Here is a 22,183-nt window from a genome sequence, read left to right as displayed (position 1 = left end):
GTCGAAGTCGCGCGCGCGTATCCCTGTCCCGAACGAGGGTATGAGCACCCTCATGGCTACCCGACAGCAGATCGCCCAGGCCCTGATCAGCCGGCACGGCACGACGTACGCCGAGGAGGCCGGCATCAGGCTGTGCGACGCACCCTCGCCGCTGTACCAACTGCTCGTCCTGTCCACGTTGCTGTCCGCGCGCATCGGCGCCGACATCGCGGTCGCGGCGGCTCGGGAGCTGTTCAGGGCGGGTTACCGGACGCCCGCGGCCATGCGGGACGCGAGCTGGCAGGACCGGGTTGACGCCCTCGGGCGCGGGCACTACCGCCGTTACGACGAACGCACGTCGACGATGCTCGGTGCGGGTGCCGACCTCGTTCTCGAACGCTGGAAGGGTGATCTGCGCCGCCTGCACGCCGAGGCCGGTGATGCCGGCGAGGTGGCCAAGCTGCTCCAGCTCGTACCTGGTATCGGTCCCACAGGTGCGTCGATCTTCTGCCGCGAGGTGCAGGGCGTGTGGACCGACCTCGCGCCGTACGTCGACAACCGCACCGCGAAGGGAGCAGAAGCGGTCGGTCTGCCGTCCTCGCCGGGCGAGCTGAGCAAGCTCGCCGGCGAAACCGACCTGCCCAGGCTGGTCGCGGGCTGCGTCCGCGCTTCGCTGTCGAAGGACATCGCCGCCGACGTCCGCGGCTGATCGCCGGTGCGGGCCGGTGACCGTCATCGAGAGCGCGGAAGGTAGCGGCCTGCTCGCGCGCCGGTGTGGTCGTGGTCGTCGACGACCACGGCGCCGTTGACGATCACGAACGGCACGCCGTGCGCGTACGCATGCGGAGACGCGACCGTGGAGCGCTCCCGCAGCCCGGCCAGGTCGACCACCGCGACGTCAGCGAACGCACCCGGCCGCAAGCGGCCACGGCCGGCCAGCCCGAAGTGGTCCGCGACCATGGCGGTCATCTTGTGCACGGCCGTCTCCAGCGGCAAGGTGCCGTTGTCACGCACGTGATGGGCCAGGTAGTGCACGTGCCCGGCGAAGAACAACGGATGCCGCGACCGCGCCGCCAGCGGGCCGTCCACCCGGCTGGTGAACGCGTCGACTCCCAGGCAGAACAGCGGATGCGCCACCGCCTCCGCGACGTGCTCGTCGCTGAACAGCCGGCCGAGCAGCTGCACCGCCGCGAGGTCGGGCCCCGCGGCAGCGAGGACGTCGAAGAAGGCGTCCCACTCGTCGCAGCCGAGCCGTTCGGCTATCGCGGGAAAGGCAAGCCCCTCCAGCTCCGGCGTCGCAGGACTGGCCTGCAACCGCACCCGGCCCCAGCCACCCCGGTGCACGAACCTCCAGTACCGGTCGCAGTCGGCCCGCAGCCGGTTCCGTACGCCCGGATCGGCGAGCCGCCGCGCTGCCTCCTCCGGGCCGGCGGACAGCAGCCACGGCGGGAGCAGTCCGGTCGCCATGCCGATCCCCTCGTCGTACGGCGTCATGTCGGCCAGCACGTCACCGCCGGTGGCGCGTTCGGCCGCGAGCCGTTCGACCGCACGATGCCACGCGTCCGGCGCCGCTCCGGTGTCCTCTCGTACGTTGAGGTGCGACAGCTGGGCGCGGCCTCCGGCTGCGCGAGCCACCGCGAAGAACTCCTCGACGGCCTCGCCGAGTGCCGCGTCCCGGTTGCGGATGTGGCTGGCATACCTCGCGCCGTGCGCACGGAGCACACCAGCAAGGTCGGTCAGCTCCTCGGTGCCGGCCGCGCGGCCCGCGCCGTACTCCAGACCGCTCGACATGCCGAGCGCCCCGGCGTCCAGCGCCTCGGCCAGCAGGTCGCGCATCGCGGCGAGCTGGTCGTCGCCGGGCGACCCCGTACCGACCCCCGCGGCCTCGCGAAGAGCGCTGTGCCCGACGAACCACGCGAGGTTCTGCGACGTGCCGACGGACTCCACCCGCTGCAGAAGCTCACCGAACCCGCGCCAGTCGACCGGACCGTCGTACCCGAACGCCGCGAGCGTCGCCGCCGCCTGGCGTGCAGACTTCGGCCCGAGTGGTGCGTAGGTGACACCGCAGTTGCCGACGACCTCGGTGGTGACCCCCTGGCGGATCGTGCTCTGGGCCTCGGGGTTGCCGAGGATCGACCAGTCGCTGTGGCTGTGCGGATCGATCAGCCCGGGAAGGACGAAGTGGCCGGCGGCGTCGACGCGCCGGCGGGCCTTCGCACCGGGCAGCGGCTCGACCGCGACGATCCGGTCACCCTCGACCGCGACGTCCGCGGGGTAGGGAGGTCCACCGTCGCCGTCGACCACCGTCCCGCCGCAGACGAGGAGATCGAGCATGACCCGACCGTAGTCCGGCCCCTCGGGCCGTGACCCCGGGTCGGCAGGCCTATTCCGGCAGGTCCACCGGCGCGTACGTCCCGGCGGCGATGTCCTCGAAGAGCGTCGGTCCGGTCGGCTCCCAGCCGAGGAGTTCGCGAGTCCGGGCGCTCGACGCGACCGCATCCATCCCGAAGAAGCGGCCGATCCAGCCGAAGTGCGCGTCGGCGTCCTCCGGTGCGACCGACTCCGTGGGGAGGCCGAGGTGGTCGCCGATCGCGGTGGCGATGTCGCGGGTACGAAGACCCTCCTCCGCCACCGCGTGCACCCGGGAGCCGGCGGGCGCCTTCTCCAGCGCGAGCCGGACCAGCCGCGCAGCATCACTTCGATGTACGGCGGGCCAGCGGTTGGAGCCGTCCCCGATGTACCCGGAGGCTCCGCGCTCCTTCGCGATCTCGGTGAGCCGCGCGACGAAACCGTGGTCACTCATGCCGTGCACGCTCGCGGCGAACCGCAGCGCCACCGGCCGGACCCCGCGACCGGCGCGGTCGAGTGCGAGGTTCTCACTGCCACCGCGCATCGAGTCCGCGCCCCGGAACGGCGACTCGTCGTCCTCGGTCAGGACCGGCCCGGAGCTCCCCATCGCCAGTCCCGAGGCGACCAGAAACGGCCGGTCGCCGCCCTCGATGGCGTCCAGCATCCGCGCGACGGCGGCGTGCTCGGTGCGCCCCGCACCGGCGTAGTCGGTGAAGTCGTGCCTGAAGGCGAGGTGGATGACGGCGTCGGCCGCGGCCGCACCGGCGGCGAGGCTGTCGAGGTCGTCGATGTCGCCTCGGTGGGCGGTCGCGCCCTTGGCCTCGATGGCGGCGGCGGACTCCTCGGAGCGAGCCAGGCCGACCACCTTGTGGCCGTGGGCGAGGAGTTCGTCGGTGACCGCCGAGCCGATCCAGCCGGAGGCGCCGGTGACGAATACGCGCATTGTGGACGTCCCTTCATCGCGCGAAACGGATCACGTCAGTCACTGACGTCAGTGACTGACATGGACAGTAGCACCGCATGTCAGTAGCTGTCATCACTACACTCCTCGCCATGGGGCGCTGGGAGCCGGACGCGCAGGGCCGGATGATGCGGGCCGCGATCGAACTCTTCGACGAGCGCGGCTTCGACAAGACCACCGCCGGCGACATCGCCGAGCGGGCCGGGGTCACCGAACGCACCTTCTTCCGGCACTTCACCGACAAGCGCGAGGTACTGTTCGCCGGCTCCGACGTCATGGAACGAACGGCGCACGACGCGATCGAGACCGCATCGGCCGACCTCTCCCCGCTCGACGCCGCGCTGGTCGGGATGGTCGCGGCGGGCGGTCTGCTGGCAGACCGGCACGATCACGCCGTACGCCGAGCCCGGATCGTCGCTGCCAACCCGAGCTTGCACGAGCGCGAGCTGCTCAAGCTCGCCGCGCTGACGGAGGCGACGGTCAGGGCACTGCACGGTCGCGGCGTGGACGAGCCGACCGCGGGCCTGGCGGCCCACAGCGCGGTGACCGTCTTCCAGGTCGCCTTCGTACGTTGGGTTTCCAGCGACGATCCGCCCAACTTCGCCGACTGCGTGGCGGACGCCGCGGCCGCCCTACGCGAGCTCAGGTGACGCCCGCTCGCGCAGCACTGCCGACCACGAGGGAGCTGGCGGGTTATTTCCTCACCGCCCAGCACCCGCTGACCCGGCGCTGGGTCGACGACGCCGTACGCCTCGACCTCCTCACCGTCAACCGCGCCGAGGACACGATGTTGGCGACGGATCTGGAGTTCGCCGCTCTGCGTGCGCGACGGTTCGCACCCCACCTGCCTGCCGAGACGTTCCTGAACCGGTGGACCGTGGTCGAGGGCGACCTCGCCGCGATGATGAGCATGAGGTACGAGGGCGGCGACCCGAGCCTGCCGTTCGTCGGCGCCACCGTGGTGAGCCGGCCCTTCACTGCGGCGGACCTGCCCGCGCTGGCGAAGGCCGGCGCGGAGGCCTACCCCGAGCTGCGTCCGCGCTACCTGCGGCTATGGAGTGCGCGTCCGGCCGGCTGGTTCGCCGGCACGGACCCGGACCGACGGTTTCTAGCCGGGCCGGTGGCGAAGCTGCGCGCAGGTTTCGAACGTACGCCACCGACCGAGCTCGCGCTCGTCCCGGCGTCCACGCTGGAGCACTACGAGGACGCCGAGCAGGCCTACGCCGATGTGGATGTCAACCATCCCTTGCACCCCACGCAGGCCGCGATCGCCAGCCGGGAATCGCTGGCGAACGCTGTGGCCGCGGGGATGCTGTTCGACGTCAGGTTCGCCGGTGAGTGGGCGGGCTACGTGGCGGTGATGACGACCGGGGACACCCTCGGCATGCCGGCGTACGTCGTCCAGGAACTCATCCTGGCAACGAGATTCCGCGGGCGAGGCCTCGGGCCGCACCTCACCACACTGCTGGCCCGCGCTCTCCCCGACGACGGCCACATCCTGGTCGGCACCATCCACGCCGACAACCGAGGTGCCCAGGACGCTGCCCAGCGCGCCGGCCGGGTGGACGTCGGTGGCTGGCTCCAAGTGCCACTGGCGACGAGCTGACGGCTCCCACCACCTGGTGACTCACGAACGATCTGGTGTGTCCTGGATTCTGTTGGCGTAGCCCATGTCGCGCACGACCTCGACATCAGTGCCAGCCTTAGCTCAGCAGCGTCTCGGCGGCTACCGCGAACCGATGCCAGCGTCCCAGGTCTCGTGTCGTGACCGCCGGGTGATGACGATGGTCATGGTCACCGCTGCGGCCAACATCGTGGCGACACCCGCCGCTGGAGGGCACCTTGAAGGCCAGCATCAACATCGCGCCCGCACCCACAGGCCAAGGCACTTCGGTGTCACGCTCATCAGGTTGGCCGAGTACTGGGGTGCGGCAGAGCGTAGAGGGTGGCGCCGGGAAGGTACCGCGCCGATGGACTGACCAGCCCGGCGTGCGTGCCTGACGCCACCAATGCCAGCCCCTGGCTGGCCGCGGATGACCAGATGCCCTGTGGTGGGAGCTGAGCCGAGCCGATGTCGGTGAGTCGAGAGCCTCGATGATTAGGCCGCGTCACCTATCCGTGCAGCAGACCCGTCCGTCAAGTTTCTGGGTCGTTGCCGGATTCCGTCGGCTCCCTGTGGAAGAAGGCCTTACGTATCTCCTCGTTGGCCTGGTCCAGCGTATGAACGGTCGTCATTAGGCGGCGTTTCAGTTGGGGCTCGGCTGCGAGATCGTGACTGGTCACCAGTTGAAGTCCTGCGGCGTACAGTCTCTGGAGCACGGCGTCACCGAGCTCTCTGGCGAGCCGGTCACGTTCCTGTAGCGCGATCAACTGGTCGTGGTAGTCCTGGCTGCGACTTCGGTACAGCGCCAGCGCTGCCAGGTCGGCGAATGTTTGGACCTGCTCGGCCTCGGTGAAGGCTTCCTGCTCGTGTGGTGAGTTCCTGCGCCATCCGGCGAACAGGACACCGAGAACCTCTCCGTCGACAGCCATCGGCATCAACATGCCAAGCCCCACAGTGGCGAACTGCGACGACCACTGGGCAGGAGGGTCGTACCCGTGCTGACGGGTGTAGTCCTTGCTCACAATGGGTTCGCCCGAGTCGAGCACGGCTGCTACCAGCCCCTGCCTGGGTAGTCGGACGTCGGGCGGCGTGGCAGTTTCCAGGCCCTCGAAGATCACGGAAGCAACGTTCGTGGTGTCGCAGGCGTCTGCGATGATCACGCCGACGATGTCTGCTCCGGAGGTCTGCTGCAGCCGTTCACCTACCGTGCGCATCGCGTGGTCGCGGTCAACGTCGGTGAGCAGTAGTCGCGCCAATTGTCCTGCGGCTTCGAGCCAGAGGTCGCTTCGTGCATGTTGCTGCTGGGTGCGTACGCGTTGGAGGACGGCAGCTGCGTGGCTGGCGAACATCTGCACATCGTCGAACTCGCTCGTGGCGGCTCGTTCCGCGTCCGATCCGCGGCGCCAAACCGCCACCAGCGCGCCGAGGGCCTCGCCTGACGCGACCAGGGGGATCGCTATTCCCAGGCCGATGTCAGTCATGGCTCTGCGCCATTCGGGCGGCGGGTCGTAGCGTTCGTCCGCGGGTAGGTCTGCCACGACGAGCGGCGTCTGTGTGTCGATAGCCACGGCTAGTGCCCCGCGTGGTTAGTTGTTTGACGGTATGACAGCTGTGACGATGGCGTCATGGCGAATCGTGCTGCTCCCGCGCTGATGCTGGGTGAAGGCGACCGCGAGGATCTGAGGCGACTGAGCCGGTCCTCTTCGGTTCGGGCCGGCATCGCGCAGCGGGCTCGGATCGTGTTGCTGGCGGCGGAGGGGGCGACGAACACGGCGATCGCGGAGCAGGTCGGAGTGTCCCGTCCGACCGTGATCGCCTGGCGAAACCGCTACCAGAGCAAGGGTCTGGACGGACTCCTGGATGCCGAACGGTCCGGCCGGCCCCGCCACATCGACCGGGCGAAGGTGATCGCGGTGACGTTGACGCCGCCGCCGAAGAAGTACGGGGTGAGTCACTGGTCGAGCCGGTTGCTGGCCCGCCACCTGGGCATCTCTGACCACGCTGTTGCCACGATCTGGCGTGAGTACGGGGTGCAGCCGTGGCGGGCACGGTCGTTCCGGTTCTCCACCGACCCGCACCTGGAAGCCAAGGTCGTCGACGTGGTGGGGCTGTATCTGGATCCGCCCGACGGCGCGATCGTGTTGTCGGTGGATGAGAAGTCCCAGATCCAGGCTCTGGACCGCGCCGCGCCGGTGTTGCCGATGCGGCCGCATCTGATCGAAGCCCGTTCCCACGACTACATCCGCCACGGCACCTCGACTCTGTTCGCCGCGCTGGAAGTCGCCACCGGCAAGGTCACCGCGGCCTGCAAGCCGCGGCACCGCCACAGCGAGTTCCTCGCCTTCCTCAAACAGATCGCACGCGCCTACCCCGACACCAGCGACCGCGACGGCGACGGCACCGGTGAGGGCGCCGGCCTGCACCTGATCATGGACAACTACGCGGCACACAAACACCCCAAGGTCCGCGACTGGCTGGCCGTCAACCCCCGGATCCACGTCCACTTCACCCCCACCCACGCGTCCTGGATGAACCTGGTCGAGTGCTGGTTCTCCATGGCCGAACGCCAGGCCATCCACCGCGGCACCTACCGCAGCGTGCACGACCTCAACACCAAGCTCCGCGCCTACGTCGACGGCTGGAACGAACGCGCTCACCCCTTCACCTGGACCAAGACCGCGCAGCAGATCCTGACCAAGGCGAACCGTAAGAAGACCTCAAACGCAGAGCACTAGGAGTCCGCGCCGGGGACTGCGTACACCCACCCAGTGAGCCATGTCGATCCCGCCGACCGCTTCGCAGACAAGGGTCTTCGGGTCGCCGTGGTCGACCAGGGCGACAATCGCCGCTTCTGCACCGGAGATCGCTGCCAGACGCTCGCTGACCACGCCCATGGCCTGATGTAGGTCGACTTCGGCAAGCAGGATCTGCGCCAGTTCGTGCGCGCCGGCAAGCCAGCGTCGTCTCCGCTCGTGTGACGCCTGGCAGCCGTTGTCGTCGGACCCACCTACGCGACGAGACACCGCCAATCCCCCTAGACCGGCCGTAACCATCACATGACACACCCACGACCACGGCTTCAGCGAGATTCCAGCCTAGTCGCGCGCCGGGAGCGAGTTGTGGGGCAAGTCATGGTCGATCGTCTTGTGCGTGCTCTGCCCACCGCCGAAGGGAGGACTCCCTGGTCGGCCGCATGGCTTGATCAAGGTGGTTGATGACGTCTCCGAGCCGGCTGCAGGTCCGCTCGAGTTCTGCGCGCGATCGCTGGCGCTCGACGATGGCTACGGAGAGGAGCAGTGCGACCAGCGCGATCGAACCATTGAACAGCTGAAGGATCACCATTCTCTCGGCCATGGTGTGCCCGGCGAACGCACCGGTCCCGCGCACGGCAGTGTTGATGGCCACACTCGAAGCGAGTAGCCCGACGGGTGCGGCCCCGGGAAGCTGGAACCGCCATCCCACCCAGACGATCAACGGGAAGGTGAGGAACAGGATCCCGAACACCGCTTCGGTGATGAGGACGAGTGCGAAGGTGGCCGCGAGCAAGGCGGAGATCTCGGTCAGCTTCAGCCAGTCGACGCGCCGTCTCCATGGGAGCTTTACGAGGGTCAGTAGCAGTGGCGTGACCAGCAGGACGCCCATCGCGTCGCCGGTCCACCAGGTAAGCCACGCCGGGAGGAAGTCCCTTGCCTGTACGTCTCCCTGGAAGAGGAGCAGTGTGGTTCCGATGGTGGAACTGATGAGCATCGCTCCGAACGCCGCGAGGAACACAAGCGCGAGTGCGTCCTTCAGCCGGTCAAGGTCCGTTCGAAAGTGGATCTTGCGCAGGGCCCAGTACGCGCACAGGCAGGCGAGGGTGGTTCCGATCGCGGTGGGAACGTTCGCAATGGGAGGACTGGTGAAGACATTGGCAGCCATCGATCCCAGCATGATCCCGGGCCACATCCAAAAGCCCAGGAGTAGAAGAGCGGCCAACCCGAGCCCGGTGGGGGGCCAGATCGGACTGGCCTCGCCTGGCTCCACCCCCACGAGGAGTCCGAGTCGGGCCGTCACGAACGAGGCGGCCGCCAAGCCGAGGTTCAGTGAAGCGGCCACAAGGAAGCGTCGGAGCCTTCGGAAACCCTCCATATGACTTGACGCTAGCTCGACTACTCGGCTCACAACCCTCGCGTACGGGTCGGGTGACGACAACCGCCTTGGTAATCCAGGGACAAGACAGAGCGACAATGTCCGCTGTGTCAACCGGGGGTTTCCCACCGAGTTGTCCGGATCCGACAGGCAGGGGCCTACCCGGTCTTGTCTACGGGAGGCCGGCGACCGGTCGCACCTCTGGCATGATCACCTGTCGTGGCCGACACCCGCCTGCCGCCCATCTCCTCCCCGCCCTCACCTGAGCGGATCGAGAAGATCCTCTCGGCGACGTACGCGACGCCTGTGACCGTTCGTGCGGTCGATCGGGTGGAGCCGTGGTTCGTTCTGCGCTGTCACCTCTCCTCGCCGGTCGCGGACGTTCCACCGACTGTGGTGGTGAAGTGGCTGCGCGACACAGCAGGTGGCGTACGCACGGATCCCGTACAACTGCTCACCGAACAGGCGGCGCTGGAGTTCCTCGCCGACGTGGACCCGGACCTGGCGCCGGCCCTGGTGGCGGCGGACACGGCCGGTGCCGATCCCCGCAACGGGTTCCTCGTGTTCGAGGACGCGGCTCCGCGTGAGCCGCTTCGGTCGATCCTGCTGCGTGACGGGCCGCGCCCGGCAGCGCCACTGTTGACGGCGTTCGCGCGCTCCCTTGCACATCTGCACGCCGGGACGCTCGGCCGGGCCGACGCCTACTACGACCGCCGGCTCAGGCTGGGCCCGGTGGACCGCCAGACCGACATCGAGCGGTTCCTCGGCAAGTGGCGTACGGGTGTTGGGCACATGAGTGATGCCGGCGTCGCGATGCCTGCCGCTGCGACCCGCGAGCTGGCCGGCATCACCGCCGACATCGCCGATCCTGGTCCCTTCCTCGCCTTCTCCAACGGCGATGCGGGGGTGAACAACTACCTCGTCGACAGCCGGGCGGGCGGCGAGGCAGACGGCCGGCTCATCGACTTCGAGGCCGCGGGTTTCCGGCATGCCGTCACCGACCTGGTGAACGACCTCTACGTCCCCGGGTCGATGTGGCTCACGGTCGGCGACCCGATGACCAACGGGGTGGAGAAGGCGTATCGAGAGGCGTTGGCGCCGGCAGTCCCCGAGGTCGCCGACGACCGGTGGTTCGGCCGGACGCTCGCGGGCGCGGGCTTCGTCTTCGTGGCCTGCCGGCTGGCGAACCTGCCGAAGATCGACGATCGCCCGTTCGGCAACCACAGCCGGCTTCACCGGGTCACCACTCTGGAAGCCGCCGCCGACACCGCCGAGCGGCACCGGGTCCTGCCGCACCTGACCGGTTGGGCGCGCGCGGCTGCCGCGACACTTCGCCGGCGCTGGCCGGACACCGACATCGACCTGACCACGCTCGGGCCCTACACCGCCCGAGAGTGACGTCTGCATCACCTTCGAGACGGCCAAACTCGGCCGGTCCGAGTGACCCCGGTCCGTCAGGCCAGGAGCCAGGTGATCACGATGATCACCGGCAGCGACAGCACGGTGGAGAAGAAGATCACGTCCCGGGTGAGAACGATCCCACGTCCGTAGCGCATCGCGAACGTGAAGACGTTCTGCGCCGTCGGCAGGGCGGCGATCACCGTCACGGCAAGGAGCGCGTGCCCGCTGATCCCGACGACGTACGCCCCGATCAGGTAGGCGACCAAGGGCTGGACGAGGAGCTTCAGCGCCAGGATGGTGGCGACCTGGACCGGTGGTTCGCCGGCGCCGGGCCGGGGGCCGAGCCGCAGTGAGATGCCGTACGCCAGCAGCATCGACGGCACGGCCATTCCGCCCAGCAGGCCGAGCGGACCACTGAGGACCACCGGCAGCTTCATCCCGGAGATCGCCAGCGTCAGGCCGACCAGCGAACCGATCGCCAGCGGGTTGCGCAACGGCCTGGTCACCCGCAGCAACAGCCGGCGGCCGCGGGACATGCCGGGCTGCGGGACGTGCGTGACGGCGTCGAGCACGGTGAGCCCGCTCGGTTGGAGTACGAGCAACTGGGCGAGCAGCATCGGTGCGATCAGCGCCGCGTCTCCCAGTGCGTACGCGGCGATCGGCAAGCCCAGGTTGCCGGCGTTCACGTAGGCAGCAGAGAAGGTTCCGATCACGGTGTCGCCGGGGCTTCGCTTCCACACCAGCCGGGCCAGCAGCACGTAGATCGTGGCGACCACGAACACGCTGCCGAGCGAGGCGATCAGGTTGGCCGACAGCAGCTGGTGCACGTTGCTGCGTCCGAGAACGGTCACCATCAGTGCCGGGCTGGCGACGAAGAACGCCGTCCGGGTCAGGACCCGCTGTGCGGTCGCGTCCAGCACTTCCAGGTGGGCGAGGATGAAGCCCACCCCGATGATCATGCCGATGGTGGCGAACCCGGCCAGCACGCCAGACACTCGAAGCTCCCTCGATTTCCGGATCGCCGTACGACATCTCGCCGTGCGGCGCTGCACGGAGATCGAGCCGAGCACGGTCGAACAACGCTCGGCACTACCGCCCATTATCGGGTGGGCCAGGAAGCGGCCTAGCGGTCGGGTTCGACGACGATCCGGCCGACGGCCCCGTCAACCAGGGCCTGACACGCCTCGTTCACCTGGCTCAGCGGGTACGCCGGGCCGAGGAGTTCGTCCAGCGGAAGCCGGCCCGACTGGTAGAGCTCCAGCAGCTTCGGGACGTCAGTCACGGTGTTGGCACTGCCGTACAGGCTGCCGACCAGCCGCTTCTCCTGCTGCACCAGCTGGTTGATCGGCACCTCGAACGTCGCGCCGACCGGGCCGAGCCCGATCGCGACGAGCGTGCCGCCCTTGCGCAGGCAGGCCATCGCCTGTTCGAGGGTCGGCGCCCTGCCCACCGCCTCCAGCGCCCAGTCCACGCCGTCGGGACAGATCTCCCGGACGGCCTGCTCGAGGTCGGTCCGGCCGGAGTCGATCGTGTGGGTGGCGCCGAGCCTGGTCGCCTGCTCCAGTCGCTTCGGCACCACGTCGGCGACGATCAGCGGGTACGCACCGGCCAGCTTGCCGCCGAGCACGCAGGACAGCCCGACCCCGCCCGCGCCGACGACGAGGATGCCACTGCGCGCGGCGTCGGTGACGACGTTGAGCACCGACCCGACGCCGGTGATCACGGCGCACCCGACGAGCGAGGCGATCCGCGGCGGGATGTCGTCCGGAATCTTGATCACCGACTGTTCGGCCACCACGCAGCGTTCGGCGAAACACGAGACGCCGAGCAGGTGCCTGACCTCCTGGTCGCCGCGGCGAAGCCGGGTCGCACCGTCCAGCAGGCCGTTGGTGGTGATCTGGACGCGTGCGCTGTCGCAGAGGGCCGGACGGCCGGACGAGCAGTACGCACACCGGCCGCAGCGAGGGCGCCACATCAGTACGACGGAGTCGCCGGGCCGCACCGACGTGACGCCGGCGCCGACCTGCTCCACGATGCCGGCGCCCTCGTGCCCGGGCACGATCGGAGTCGTGCACGCGAGGTCACCCGCCATGTAGTGCAGGTCGGTGTGGCACAGGCCCGCGGCGGTGACCCGGACGAGCACCTCACCGGCCTTCGGCGGCTGCAGCGACAGCTCCTCCACCCGCAGCGGCGCACCGGGCGCGTCCAGAACCGCCGCGCGTACGGGCATCTCCTCCGTGTGGTCAGCGGGCACGGCCTGACCCTCCTCGCCTACCTGGGGGACGTCCTCGTCAGGCTGGCCATCGTCCCACCACCTTCAGGTCCTCGCCATCGCGGCGGCTCGTCCTCGGCTGGCGGGGGCAGGCACCCCGGTCCGTTCCCGGACGCCGACTCCCGCCAGGAGGCCGACATCTAGTATCACGGTGTATCTATGCCGAGCGGTCACCTCACCTCACCCAACATCCTGTTCATCTGCACCGATCAGCAGCGCTTCGACGCGCTCGGTGCGTACGGCAACGACGAGATCGAGACGCCGCACCTGGACCGGCTGGCCGAGCAGGGCGTGCTGTTCGAGAACTGCTACGTGCAGAACCCCGTGTGCGGTCCGTCGCGGGCCAGCCTGATGACCGGACGTTACGTGGCCAATCACGGCCTGTGGGCCAACGGCGTCGGCCTGCCCGACCACGAGCGACTGTTCACCAGGGACCTGGCCGACGCGGGGTACGACTGCGGGCTGGTCGGCAAGCTGCACTTGTCAGCGTGTTTCGCCGGGCGCACAGAGCGGCGGCTCGACGACGGCTTCCGGGTGTTCCGGTGGGCGCACGACCCCTACCCCGGTTCGTCGGAGAACGCGTACCACCGGTGGCTGCGAGCCGCGCATCCCGACCTGCACGCCGCCGCGCTCGACCCGGCGTCGCCGCTGACGTTCGACACGATGCCGACCCAGGCGCACTACAGCCGGTGGATCGGCCTGGAGACACAGGAGTTCCTGCGCACCGGGCGCGAACGCGACAAGCCGTTCTGCTTCGTGGCGAACTTCTTCGATCCCCACCACGGTTTCGGTGCACCGCCGGAGTACGTCGACCGCTACGACCCGCAGGCACTGTCCCGGCCGGTGACCACGCCGGAGGAGCTTGCGAGCAAGCCGGCCATCTACACCGAGGCGTCGAAGGAGTCCTATGCCGGGCACGCCAGGGGCTTCATGGACTACACCGAGGCCGAACTCCAGCAGGTGAAGGCCGCCTACTACGCCATGGTCACCCTGGTCGACGACGAGGTCGGCCGGATCCTCGACACCCTGGACGAGGAGGGCCTGGCCGACAACACCGTCGTGGTCTTCACCAGTGACCACGGCGAGCTGCTCGGTGACCACCAGCTCATGCTCAAGGGCCCGATGATGTACGACTGCTCGGTCCGGGTTCCCTTGCTGATGCGCTGGCCCGGTGTGCTGTCGGCCGGTGAACGCCGGGCCGAACTCGTGCAGTGGATCGACCTCGCCCCCACGTTGCTGGATGTGGCCGGCCTGCCGCCGCTGGCCCGCGGACAGGGCACCAGCCTGCTCCCCCTGGCCCGGGGCGACTCCGGCGCGTGGACGCGGGACTGGGCGTTGTCGCAGTACCGCAACAGCGGCCATCCGTACGACCCGCCGGTGCACACCACGATGCTGCGGCACGACCGCTGGAAGCTCGTGGTCCACCACGGTGAACCGGCCGGCACGCGCGCACGAACCGGTGAGCTCTACGACCTCGTCGCCGATTCCCGCGAGGTCACCAACCTGTGGGACGACCCAGCGCACGCCGCGGACCGGCTTGCCCTGCAGGAGAAACTGATCGACGTCCTGGTCGCCACCGAGGACCGCACCCAGCCCCGGGACGCCTTCTGGTAGGCCGAGGGAGACAGGCGCCCGCCCCCGAAACGTGTGACACCGAAAGGACCTCCGTGACCGACCCGACGACCGATCCGCCCGCCCGCTCGTCCGCCGACCCGTCCGCGCATCCCCGCCCCCAGTTCCGTCGCGAGACGTGGACCGACCTCTGCGGCGTCTGGCGCTTCGCCTTCGACGACGGCGACGCCGGGCTGGGCGAGCGGTGGTTCGAGCCCGCGTCGGCGGAGGTGTTCGACCGTGCGATCCGCGTTCCGTACCCGCCGGAGTCGAAGCTGTCGGAGGTGCACGACCCGGGCTTCCACCCGGTGGTGTGGTACGAGCGGACGTTCACGGCGGACCTGCCCACAGACGGAAACCGCGTCCTGCTTCACTTCGGCGCCGTCGACTACTCCACCACGGTGTGGGTAAACGGCCTCCGGGTCGGGGGCCACGAGGGCGGGCACACGCCGTTCACGTTCGACATCACCGAGGCACTGCGGGAAGGCGGTGAGCAGACCGTCGTCGTCCGGGCCGAGGACCAGCCCACCGACGCGAGCCAGCCGCGCGGCAAGCAGTGCCGGTCGCTGGGGCCGGAGGGGATCTTCTACGACCGGACCACCGGGATCTGGCAGCCGGTCTGGCTGGAGACCGTCTCTGCCCTCCACGTCGCCGACCTGGCGTGGGCGACCGACCTCGAGGCAGGCACTGTCCAACTGGAGTTGACGCTCAGCAGGACACCGGTCTCACCGGTCGAGCTCGACGTCCGGCTGGACCTCGCCGGCGACCTCCTCGCTCGGCAGACGGTCCGAGTGGGCGAGCAGACGTCCCGAGTCGTCCTCACAGTTCCCGACCTGCTCGGCGGCCGGGCCGGCCGGCTGCTGTGGTCGCCGGAGTCGCCGATCCTCGTCGACGCCACGTTGGCACTGCGTGGCGGAGATCGACACGGCCAACGCGACGGACGCGACCAACCGGGCGACGAGGTGTCCAGCTACCTCGGTCTGCGCAGCGTCGGCTTCCGGGACGGGCTCTTCCTGCTCAACGGCCGGCCGTACTACCTGCGGATGGTGCTCGAACAGGGCTTCTGGCCGCAGTCTCACCTCGCCGCACCAGACGCGGACGCGTTGCGCCGCGAGGTCGAGCTGATCAAGGAGCTCGGCTTCACCGGCGCCCGCATCCACCAGAAGATCGAGGATCCCCGTTTCCTCTACTGGTGCGACCGCCTCGGCCTGCTGGTGTGGGGTGAGATGGCCAACGCCTTCGAGTTCTCCACCCGGGCGGTCGACCGGCTTACCCGGGAATGGACCGAGGTCGTACGCCGGGACCGCAGCCATCCCTGCGTCGTCTGCTGGGTGCCGCTGAACGAGAGCTGGGGCGTACCCCACATCGCCACCTCCGCACAGCAGCGCAGCTTCGCCACCGCGCTCTACCACCTGACCAGGGCGATCGACCCCACCCGTCCGGTGATCTCCAACGACGGCTGGGAACACACCGACAGCGACATCTGGGGTGTGCACGACTACACGCCTCGGGGCGCCAGCATCGACGAGAGGTACGGCAGCCCGGAGTCGCTCGACCGGACGTTGTACGGCCCGGGGCCCGGCCGCCGCAAGGTGCTGCTCACCGACCCCGTGCGCGAGGGCCAGCCGGTCGTGCTCACCGAGTTCGGCGGCCTGTCCTACCTGCCCGAGGGCGAGGACAAGTGGTTCGGCTACAGCACGGTCGACTCCCCCGAGGCCCTTCGGGACCGGTTCGGCGAGCTGGTCGGCGCCATTCTGGACTCCCCCGAGTTGGCCGGGTTCTGCTACACCCAGTTGACCGACACCCAGCAGGAGCGCAACGGCCTGCTCACTGAGGACCGCACGCCGAAGCTGCCGGTCGAGCAGGTCCGTGAGATCGTGAGCGGCCCCAGCCGCGCGATCCCGGCGGAGGAGATCGACGCCTACCGCCTGGCCGCCCGGCAGGCGCAGCGGCGCCGGCCGGGCCGATCCGGGAAGGAGGCGGCACGGTGAGCGCGCCAGGGCCGAACATCCTGCTGGTGATGACCGACCAGCACCGGGCCGGCTTCACCGCCGGCGAGGGATTCGGGCTGGACACCATGCCGTTCCTGGACTCGGTGGCCGCGTCCGGGACACGCTTTCGCAACGCCTACACGACGGCGCCGGCGTGTGTGCCGGCGCGCACCAGCCTGCTGACCGGCCGCTTCCCCTCCGCCCACCGCGTACGCCAGAACAGCGCCACCAAAGAGGTACTTCGCAGTGAGGACCTGCTGGACGTGCTCGCGGCCTCGGGCTACTCGCTGCACTTCGCCGGCAAGACCCACATGTACCGCGGCGAGGGCGACTTCGACTCCTTCGCGGGACCGTACTGGCACGAGCGCGGTCCGGACTCCACCGACGAGCAGCGGGACTTCTCGGCCTGGTTGCGATCCATCGACCACGGTCCCACCGTCGAACCCACGGCGTTCCCGCTGGAGTGCCAGTATCCGTACCGCATCGTCTCCGACGCGATCGAGGCGCTGGACCGGCGCGATCCGGACCGGCCCTTCTTCGGTTGGGTTTCCTTCCCAGAGCCGCACAACCCCTACCAGGCGCCCGAGCCGTACTTCTCGATGTTCCCCGAAGAGGACGTGCCCGACCGTGCCTGCGGTCCCGAGGCGGCGCGCGCCAAGGGCGGTGCGTGGAGGTGGCTCGCCGACCTGCTGGAGGAGAAGCGGCCGGGTTACGACCGACTGTGGCGCCGCTACCGCGCCACCTACTGCGGCATGCTGCGCCTGATAGACGACCAGATCCGCCGGCTGCTCGGTCATCTCCAGCGCCAAGGCGTTCTTGACAACACCCTCGTCGTCTTCGTCGCCGATCACGGAGACTATGTCGGCGACTACGGTCTGCAGCGCAAGGGCGCCGGCATGCCGGAGGTGCTGATGCGGATCCCGTTCGTGCTGTCCGGGCCCGGCGTGGTCGCCTCGGACAACGCCGTCGATCACGTCTCCCTGGCCGACCTGTTCCCCACGCTGTGCGAAGCGGTCGGGGCGGACATCCCGTACGGCGTGCAGGGCCGCAGCCTGTGGCCGGCGCTGACCGGCGGCGACTACCCGGCCGAGGAGTTCGCAAGCGTCTACGCCGAACGCGGCTACGGCGGGATCCCCTATGACGCCGGCCAGCGGCCGCCGCTGCACTTTCCCTACGAGGGAAGGCAGTACGACGAGCTCAACAGCGTCACCCAGAGCGGCACCTCCCGCATGGTCCGGCAGGGCCGGTGGAAGCTCGTCTACGACGTGACCGGCCGCGGCGAGCTCTACGACCTGGCCGAGGACCCGATGGAGCTGACCAACCGGTGGCGCGATCCGGAGGTGGCCGAGGTCCGGGCGGCACTGACCGAGCAGCTGCTGTGGTGGTCGACCCGCGTGGTGGACGACCTGCCTCGCGCGGCGTACGAGCCACGACGCGCGCCACACAACCACCTGGCACCGTTCACCGTCAGCCGCCGGGAGTCGTGAACGAGGTCCGGGCTACCCGGCGGACTCGGGCATTCACGGACGGCAAAAACCGACATAACTCCCGCCTGGTTGCCAATCGGCTGAGTTGTATATTTATCGGTACTGCGAAGTTGGTGCCCGGTTCCGGCCGAGTAATGTGGGATAGGCCACATCGATAAAGAGTGAATTGCCGCAACAAGCAGCTCACAATACTGGCCGAAATAGGTCTTTGCCATCCATTCCGTCATTAGTGGATCATGATGGTGCGGGAGAGTACCACTTCTGCCCTGTCGGCTCGGCCCTAGCCGAATGAGGCGTTACGTCCGTATGCAAACCTCTACCCCTTCTGCGGCAAGAGAAGGGGTAGTTCCTTGAATTTCTTTCAGCGGCTCGGCGCCTTTCGATATCTTCTGACTGCGCTGGCCGTCGCTTTGGTCGCGGTCGGTGGCACCGCCGCCGTCGGCGCGGTGCGGTCCGACGGCACGCCACCCAAGAACGCCTCGGCCGACCTGGCCGCGACCGCACCCGCCAAGACGCCGAAGGTCCGGACCACCACCGCCCGGCCGACACCCACCAGGACGGCGACGAAGGCCGCCACTCCCAAGGCCACGCCCAAGGTGACCAAGCACAAGACCAAGACCCAGCCCAAGCCCAAGGCCAAGCCGTCGCCGGCGAAGACGAAGAAGGCCGAGGTCAGGAAGGTCGTCACGAGGAAGTCGGTCGTGAGGCGCAAGGCCGTCACGCACAAGGCCAAGCCGGCGCCGAAGTCGGTCGTCGACGGCAAGATCAGCCGCACCGAGGTGCTGGCGAGGGCGCGCACCTGGCTCACCGACCCGTCGATCAGCTACAACATGAACGGCAGCGCGGCCGGGCCCGGCGGCGTCGAGTACCGCACCGACTGCTCCGGCTACGCCTCGATGGCCCTGCACCTGGACGCCCCCGGCCGGAGCACCATCGACCTGCCCGACGTCGCCCACGTGCTGAGCAACAAGGACGACCTCAAGCCGGGCGACCTGCTCGGAATCATGGGTCCTGCCACCGGCGGTGCCGGTGGCCACGTGATGATCTTCGTGAAGTGGAACGACACGTCCCACTCGAGCTTCACGGTGTACGAGCACAGCGGCAACCCGGACCGTCCGCACAAGAGCGTCTACGACTGGCCGATCCAGGACTCGCGAGGCACCTACCTGCCGTACCGCTACGACAACATCGTGAACTGAGCCCGGCTCGGACGCCGACTCGGTTGGCGAACGAACCGCCGGACAACCGCAGTGGTCAACAAGCGCGCGTAAGGGCGGGCGCGGCGCTACCGTGAGAGACGATGCGTCGCGATCACACCCTGGGACCTTCGATGGAACGTCTCGCCACACCGTTGCCACTGCTCGACGAGAGTTGTTCGAAGAGCAGCCCCCAGGGCGGCCGGCACCTGCCGGCCGCCCTGCTGGAACGTCTGGGACAGGGCCTGGGTGCCGACCTGTCGGCGGTGCGGATCCACACCGGTGCCGCGGCGGACCGCTACGCCAGGCTGCTGGGGGCGGACGCGTTCACCTGCGGCAGCCACGTCTTCTTCCGTACGGGCGCCTACCGGCCCGACACCGCGGCCGGCTTCCGGTTGCTGGCGCACGAGGCCGCTCACGTCGTCCAGCAGGCACGCGCCGCGCAGCCCGGGGTGCCGTTGGCCCCCACGGCTGAGCAGGACGCCGACCGGTGCGCGGACCTGCTCGTGGCCGGGCGGCGAGCAGACGGTTCGCACAGAGATGCGTTCGCCGAGCCGACGGTCGTATGCCCGGGCCTGACGCGGGTCATCCAGCGGCACGTCTCCTTCGAGCACCGGATGCTCGGCGACGTCGCCACCGACGACCTGGTGGCGATCTCGCCCCTGCGAGCTGGGGCCGCGGTCACCGGCGGACGCAGGCAGGAGATCCTCGACCGGCAGATCCGCCTGTGCGAACTGTGGCGGCACGATCCGGACGCGGTCACCGAGGAGCAGGTCCGGAAGGTGTGCCCGTGGATCCGGACGCTGCGACTCGGCCCGGACCGCGTGCTCGCGACGTACGGAGAAGTGAACGCGCTTCCCGACTACCTGGCCAACGCCCCCGCCCTGGAGTCCCTGGACGAGGGGCACCTGCTGCCCATCCTCCAGACGATCCGCCAGGAGGGCTACAACAACCTCAGCCGGTTGCGCAGCGGCTCGGATCCGCGGGCGTTCTTCGCCCGGTCGGCCTCACCGCCGTACGACTTCGAGATGGTCACCAGGCTGGTGAAGTGGGACGAGCTCGACGAGCTGACCCGCGACCTGGGTGTGCTTCGCGAGGACCACTTCCGCGGGCTGCTGGCCCGCAACGCCTGCCACTTCGCGCCGTTCTCCTGGTATCGCTGGGAGTCCTCCCACCTCATCGCGCGCGACCTGGCGAAGCAGGCGCACGCGACCGGTGACGCCGAACTGGCCCGACGGGCGTGGACCTTCGCCGGTTACGCCGACCACTTCCTCCAGGACTCCTTCGCCGCGGGCCACCTTGTCAACAAGACGTTGATCATGCAGTGGTTCGTGGAGTGGGCCGCGGGCCAGGACCTCGTGCCCGTGGCAGATCTGGACGTCATCACGGCCATGACGGCGGACCGTCAACCCGGACTTGCCGGCTTCCAGCTGTACGACGACAACTACGCCGGGCCGTGCAACGATCCGCAGACCTCACAGGAGCTGGCCACCGCCGAGGAGCGGATGCGGGCCAGCGGCCTCGTCCTCGATCCGTCGCAGGACAGCCATGCCATCTACCAGAAGTACCTCCGCTTCCTGGCCAACGACGCCGCGCAACTGTCGTGCGCGATGGCGCACGACTACTACAACAGCCACTCCCTGTGGGTCGCCTCGCAGGCGCACCAGGAGCCGTACGAGGTGTGGGGCGACGCCACGTTGCTGAGCGGCAACGGCGGAGCCGAAGGCGTCCGCCAGACCAGTACCGCCGCCCAGCTGTCCCAGGCCGCGGTGGAGGAGATCGTGCGCACCGGCGAGATGTCGTTCGGCGCGGAGGAGATCCGCCGGCGCTTCCCCACCATGGTGCGCACCGAGGCGGGCGACCTGGAGCCGGTGGCAGCGTGGAACACCGGCCGGCGGGAGTTCTTCCAGGACAACATCTTCTCGGCGTTCCTGCCGGCCCTGCAGGACGTTCTGGTCCGGGTGTTCTCTCCCCGGCTGGGCGTGGTCTCCCAGGACCAGGACCTCGCGGAGGTGTGGGCACAGGAGCTCCACGGCGCCGACGACCGTCCGGTGGACGTCCTCGAGAGCGGCGGCCGGCTGTTCGCCGCCGCGAACGGCCACGCGTACGAGATCGAACCCACCAAGGGAAGCGTTCTGGCCACCCGCCGCGTCGTGGACGTCGGACTCGTCGGCAGCCACGACACGCGGCTGGCCACCGACGGCATCACCCTGTTCGTCGGCGTCCACGGCCGTCTGCACGGCCTGTCGCTGACCGACCTGACCCCACAGTGGGTGTTGTCGGTGCACGGACCGAACCCGTTCGACCGCGGACCTGTCAGCGTGCTGTGGGACGGGCACCGGGTGCTCGCGGGATCCTCCGGCCACGTGTACGAGATCGATCCGACGTCGGTGACCCTGTTGCGCAGACACCGGCTCGAGCACACCCTCGGCTTCGGCGGCCACGAGACGACGCTCGCCGGCGACGGGACGATGGTGTTCGCCGGCACGCCCGGCCACGTGTACGGCCTGACCTCCGCGGACCGGAAGAGCCGGTGGCGGGTCGACCTCGCCAAGGTCGGCGGACGGCCCTCGCGGCCGGTGTCGGTGCTGTGGGACGGTCGGCGGCTGCTCGCGGGCTCGGCCGGCCAGCTCTATGACATCGATCCCACAACCGGTGCGGTGCTGCACCTGCTCGCCCTGACCGACAACGCCGGTGACCACCCGATGTCGCTGTCCGCCGAGGGCGGGACGGTGGTCGCGGCGATGGACGGACGGGTGTACGCGGTCGCCCCGGACGACTGGTCCCGGGCCCGCTGGTGGGTCGACCTCGACGACGACGGGGACGAGGAGCCCGGTCCGGTCAGTGTGTCCCTGCGCGGACCCCGGCTGTTCGTGGGTTCGCGGGGCCACCTGCACCACCTGGATCCGGCCACCGGCCGGGTGCGTAACAGCCTGCCGCTGCGGCATCCGGTCAGCTTCGGTGACTTCGCCACCACCATCGCCGCGTCCGGCCGATTCCTCCACGTCGGCATGCACGGCCACGCGTACCAGGTGCTCGTCAACAACTAATGATGAACGCTGGGCGCGGGTCAAGTCGCCGTTGACGACGGTGCCAGTGCGGTGCCCGCCCTTAGCCCGGATCCGCCGATGGGCTGGGTGTGGTGAGCGGGTCGTGACGCGAGAATGCCCTTGCGTGTTGGAGGATCGGTCTTGTCGAAGGAACG

At 69.2% G+C, this 22,183-nt stretch carries 17 protein-coding genes; 10 read left to right on the top strand and 7 right to left on the bottom strand.

Annotation, left to right across the window (positions count from 1 at the left end):
* Positions 1–52: 52 nt before the first annotated feature.
* A complete protein-coding gene (locus ABZV93_RS27850; protein ID WP_354941740.1) occupies positions 53–688 on the top strand; it encodes an endonuclease in 636 nt (211 codons plus the stop codon).
* 23 nt (positions 689–711) lie between these two features.
* On the opposite strand, the gene ABZV93_RS27845 is transcribed toward ABZV93_RS27850, so the two are convergent.
* Positions 712–2,313, bottom strand: coding sequence for an amidohydrolase family protein (locus ABZV93_RS27845; RefSeq protein WP_354941738.1), 1,602 nt, complete (start codon positions 2,311–2,313; stop codon positions 712–714).
* 49 nt (positions 2,314–2,362) lie between these two features.
* On the bottom strand, positions 2,363–3,271 hold the full coding sequence (locus ABZV93_RS27840) for an SDR family oxidoreductase (RefSeq protein ID WP_354941736.1): 909 nt from the start codon (positions 3,269–3,271) through the stop codon (positions 2,363–2,365).
* A gap of 110 nt (positions 3,272–3,381) precedes the next feature.
* Between ABZV93_RS27840 and ABZV93_RS27835 the strand changes: the two genes are divergently transcribed.
* The gene (locus tag ABZV93_RS27835; RefSeq protein ID WP_354941734.1) at positions 3,382–3,939 is read left to right on the top strand and encodes a helix-turn-helix domain-containing protein; all 558 of its coding nucleotides are present in this window, start codon (positions 3,382–3,384) and stop codon (positions 3,937–3,939) included.
* Complete coding sequence (locus ABZV93_RS27830) at positions 3,936–4,895, top strand: hypothetical protein (RefSeq protein ID WP_354941732.1); 960 nt, start codon at positions 3,936–3,938, stop codon at positions 4,893–4,895. Before ABZV93_RS27835 ends, ABZV93_RS27830 begins: the two co-directional genes overlap by 4 nt.
* A gap of 530 nt (positions 4,896–5,425) precedes the next feature.
* Here the strand turns inward: ABZV93_RS27830 and ABZV93_RS27825 are convergent.
* Complete coding sequence (locus tag ABZV93_RS27825) at positions 5,426–6,460, bottom strand: GAF domain-containing protein (protein ID WP_354941730.1); 1,035 nt, start codon at positions 6,458–6,460, stop codon at positions 5,426–5,428.
* Positions 6,461–6,544: 84 nt separating this feature from the next.
* Here ABZV93_RS27825 and ABZV93_RS27820 point away from each other — a divergent pair, with 84 nt between their 5' ends.
* Positions 6,545–7,627, top strand: coding sequence for an IS630 family transposase (locus ABZV93_RS27820; protein ID WP_354941812.1), 1,083 nt, complete (start codon positions 6,545–6,547; stop codon positions 7,625–7,627).
* Here ABZV93_RS27820 and ABZV93_RS27815 read toward each other — a convergent pair.
* Together ABZV93_RS27815 and ABZV93_RS27810 are read right to left on the bottom strand one after the other, a co-directional pair.
* A complete protein-coding gene (locus tag ABZV93_RS27815; protein WP_354941728.1) occupies positions 7,610–7,915 on the bottom strand; it encodes a hypothetical protein in 306 nt (101 codons plus the stop codon). The two genes, ABZV93_RS27820 and ABZV93_RS27815, sit on opposite strands and share 18 nt — an antisense overlap.
* Before the next feature lie 106 nt (positions 7,916–8,021).
* On the bottom strand, positions 8,022–8,963 hold the full coding sequence (locus tag ABZV93_RS27810) for an MASE1 domain-containing protein (protein WP_354941726.1): 942 nt from the start codon (positions 8,961–8,963) through the stop codon (positions 8,022–8,024).
* A 276-nt stretch (positions 8,964–9,239) separates the two neighbouring features.
* Here ABZV93_RS27810 and ABZV93_RS27805 point away from each other — a divergent pair, with 276 nt between their 5' ends.
* Complete coding sequence (locus tag ABZV93_RS27805) at positions 9,240–10,418, top strand: hypothetical protein (protein WP_354941724.1); 1,179 nt, start codon at positions 9,240–9,242, stop codon at positions 10,416–10,418.
* A gap of 56 nt (positions 10,419–10,474) precedes the next feature.
* On the opposite strand, the gene ABZV93_RS27800 is transcribed toward ABZV93_RS27805, so the two are convergent.
* Positions 10,475–11,416: an AEC family transporter gene (locus ABZV93_RS27800; protein WP_354941722.1), complete on the bottom strand. Its 942-nt coding sequence runs from the start codon at positions 11,414–11,416 to the stop codon at positions 10,475–10,477.
* A gap of 128 nt (positions 11,417–11,544) precedes the next feature.
* Positions 11,545–12,675 (bottom strand): Zn-dependent alcohol dehydrogenase, encoded by a 1,131-nt coding sequence (locus tag ABZV93_RS27795; protein ID WP_354941720.1) that lies wholly within the window; start codon positions 12,673–12,675, stop codon positions 11,545–11,547.
* A 177-nt stretch (positions 12,676–12,852) separates the two neighbouring features.
* Between ABZV93_RS27795 and ABZV93_RS27790 the strand changes: the two genes are divergently transcribed.
* The 5 genes from ABZV93_RS27790 to ABZV93_RS27770 all read left to right on the top strand — a co-directional run bounded on the left by ABZV93_RS27790 (position 12,853) and on the right by ABZV93_RS27770 (position 22,028).
* Positions 12,853–14,307, top strand: a complete 1,455-nt coding sequence (locus tag ABZV93_RS27790) for a sulfatase-like hydrolase/transferase (RefSeq protein ID WP_354941718.1) — start codon at positions 12,853–12,855, stop codon at positions 14,305–14,307.
* Positions 14,308–14,360: 53 nt separating this feature from the next.
* Positions 14,361–16,295 (top strand): sugar-binding domain-containing protein, encoded by a 1,935-nt coding sequence (locus tag ABZV93_RS27785; RefSeq protein ID WP_354941716.1) that lies wholly within the window; start codon positions 14,361–14,363, stop codon positions 16,293–16,295.
* Positions 16,292–17,782: a sulfatase-like hydrolase/transferase gene (locus ABZV93_RS27780; protein WP_354941714.1), complete on the top strand. Its 1,491-nt coding sequence runs from the start codon at positions 16,292–16,294 to the stop codon at positions 17,780–17,782. Before ABZV93_RS27785 ends, ABZV93_RS27780 begins: the two co-directional genes overlap by 4 nt.
* A gap of 350 nt (positions 17,783–18,132) precedes the next feature.
* The gene (locus ABZV93_RS27775; RefSeq protein ID WP_354941712.1) at positions 18,133–18,981 is read left to right on the top strand and encodes a hypothetical protein; all 849 of its coding nucleotides are present in this window, start codon (positions 18,133–18,135) and stop codon (positions 18,979–18,981) included.
* 131 nt (positions 18,982–19,112) lie between these two features.
* Positions 19,113–22,028, top strand: coding sequence for a DUF4157 domain-containing protein (locus ABZV93_RS27770; RefSeq protein ID WP_354941710.1), 2,916 nt, complete (start codon positions 19,113–19,115; stop codon positions 22,026–22,028).
* Positions 22,029–22,183 lie beyond the last annotated feature (155 nt).

Origin of the sequence: Actinopolymorpha sp. NPDC004070 (assembly GCF_040610475.1) — a bacterium.
Taxonomy (GTDB): Bacteria; Actinomycetota; Actinomycetes; order Propionibacteriales; family Actinopolymorphaceae; genus Actinopolymorpha.
This window is presented reverse-complemented; position numbering and strand designations above follow the sequence as displayed.

Excerpts from the sequence above, each read along its gene's own strand:
- ABZV93_RS27850 (WP_354941740.1), top strand. The coding sequence starts at position 53 with ATGGCTACCCGACAGCAGATCGCCCAGGCCCTGATCAGCCGGCACGGC.
- ABZV93_RS27845 (WP_354941738.1), bottom strand. The coding sequence starts at position 2,313 with ATGCTCGATCTCCTCGTCTGCGGCGGGACGGTGGTCGACGGCGACGGT.
- ABZV93_RS27840 (WP_354941736.1), bottom strand. The coding sequence starts at position 3,271 with ATGCGCGTATTCGTCACCGGCGCCTCCGGCTGGATCGGCTCGGCGGTC.
- ABZV93_RS27835 (WP_354941734.1), top strand. The coding sequence starts at position 3,382 with ATGGGGCGCTGGGAGCCGGACGCGCAGGGCCGGATGATGCGGGCCGCG.
- ABZV93_RS27820 (WP_354941812.1), top strand. The coding sequence starts at position 6,545 with ATGCTGGGTGAAGGCGACCGCGAGGATCTGAGGCGACTGAGCCGGTCC.
- ABZV93_RS27790 (WP_354941718.1), top strand. The coding sequence starts at position 12,853 with ATGCCGAGCGGTCACCTCACCTCACCCAACATCCTGTTCATCTGCACC.
- ABZV93_RS27770 (WP_354941710.1), top strand. The coding sequence starts at position 19,113 with ATGGAACGTCTCGCCACACCGTTGCCACTGCTCGACGAGAGTTGTTCG.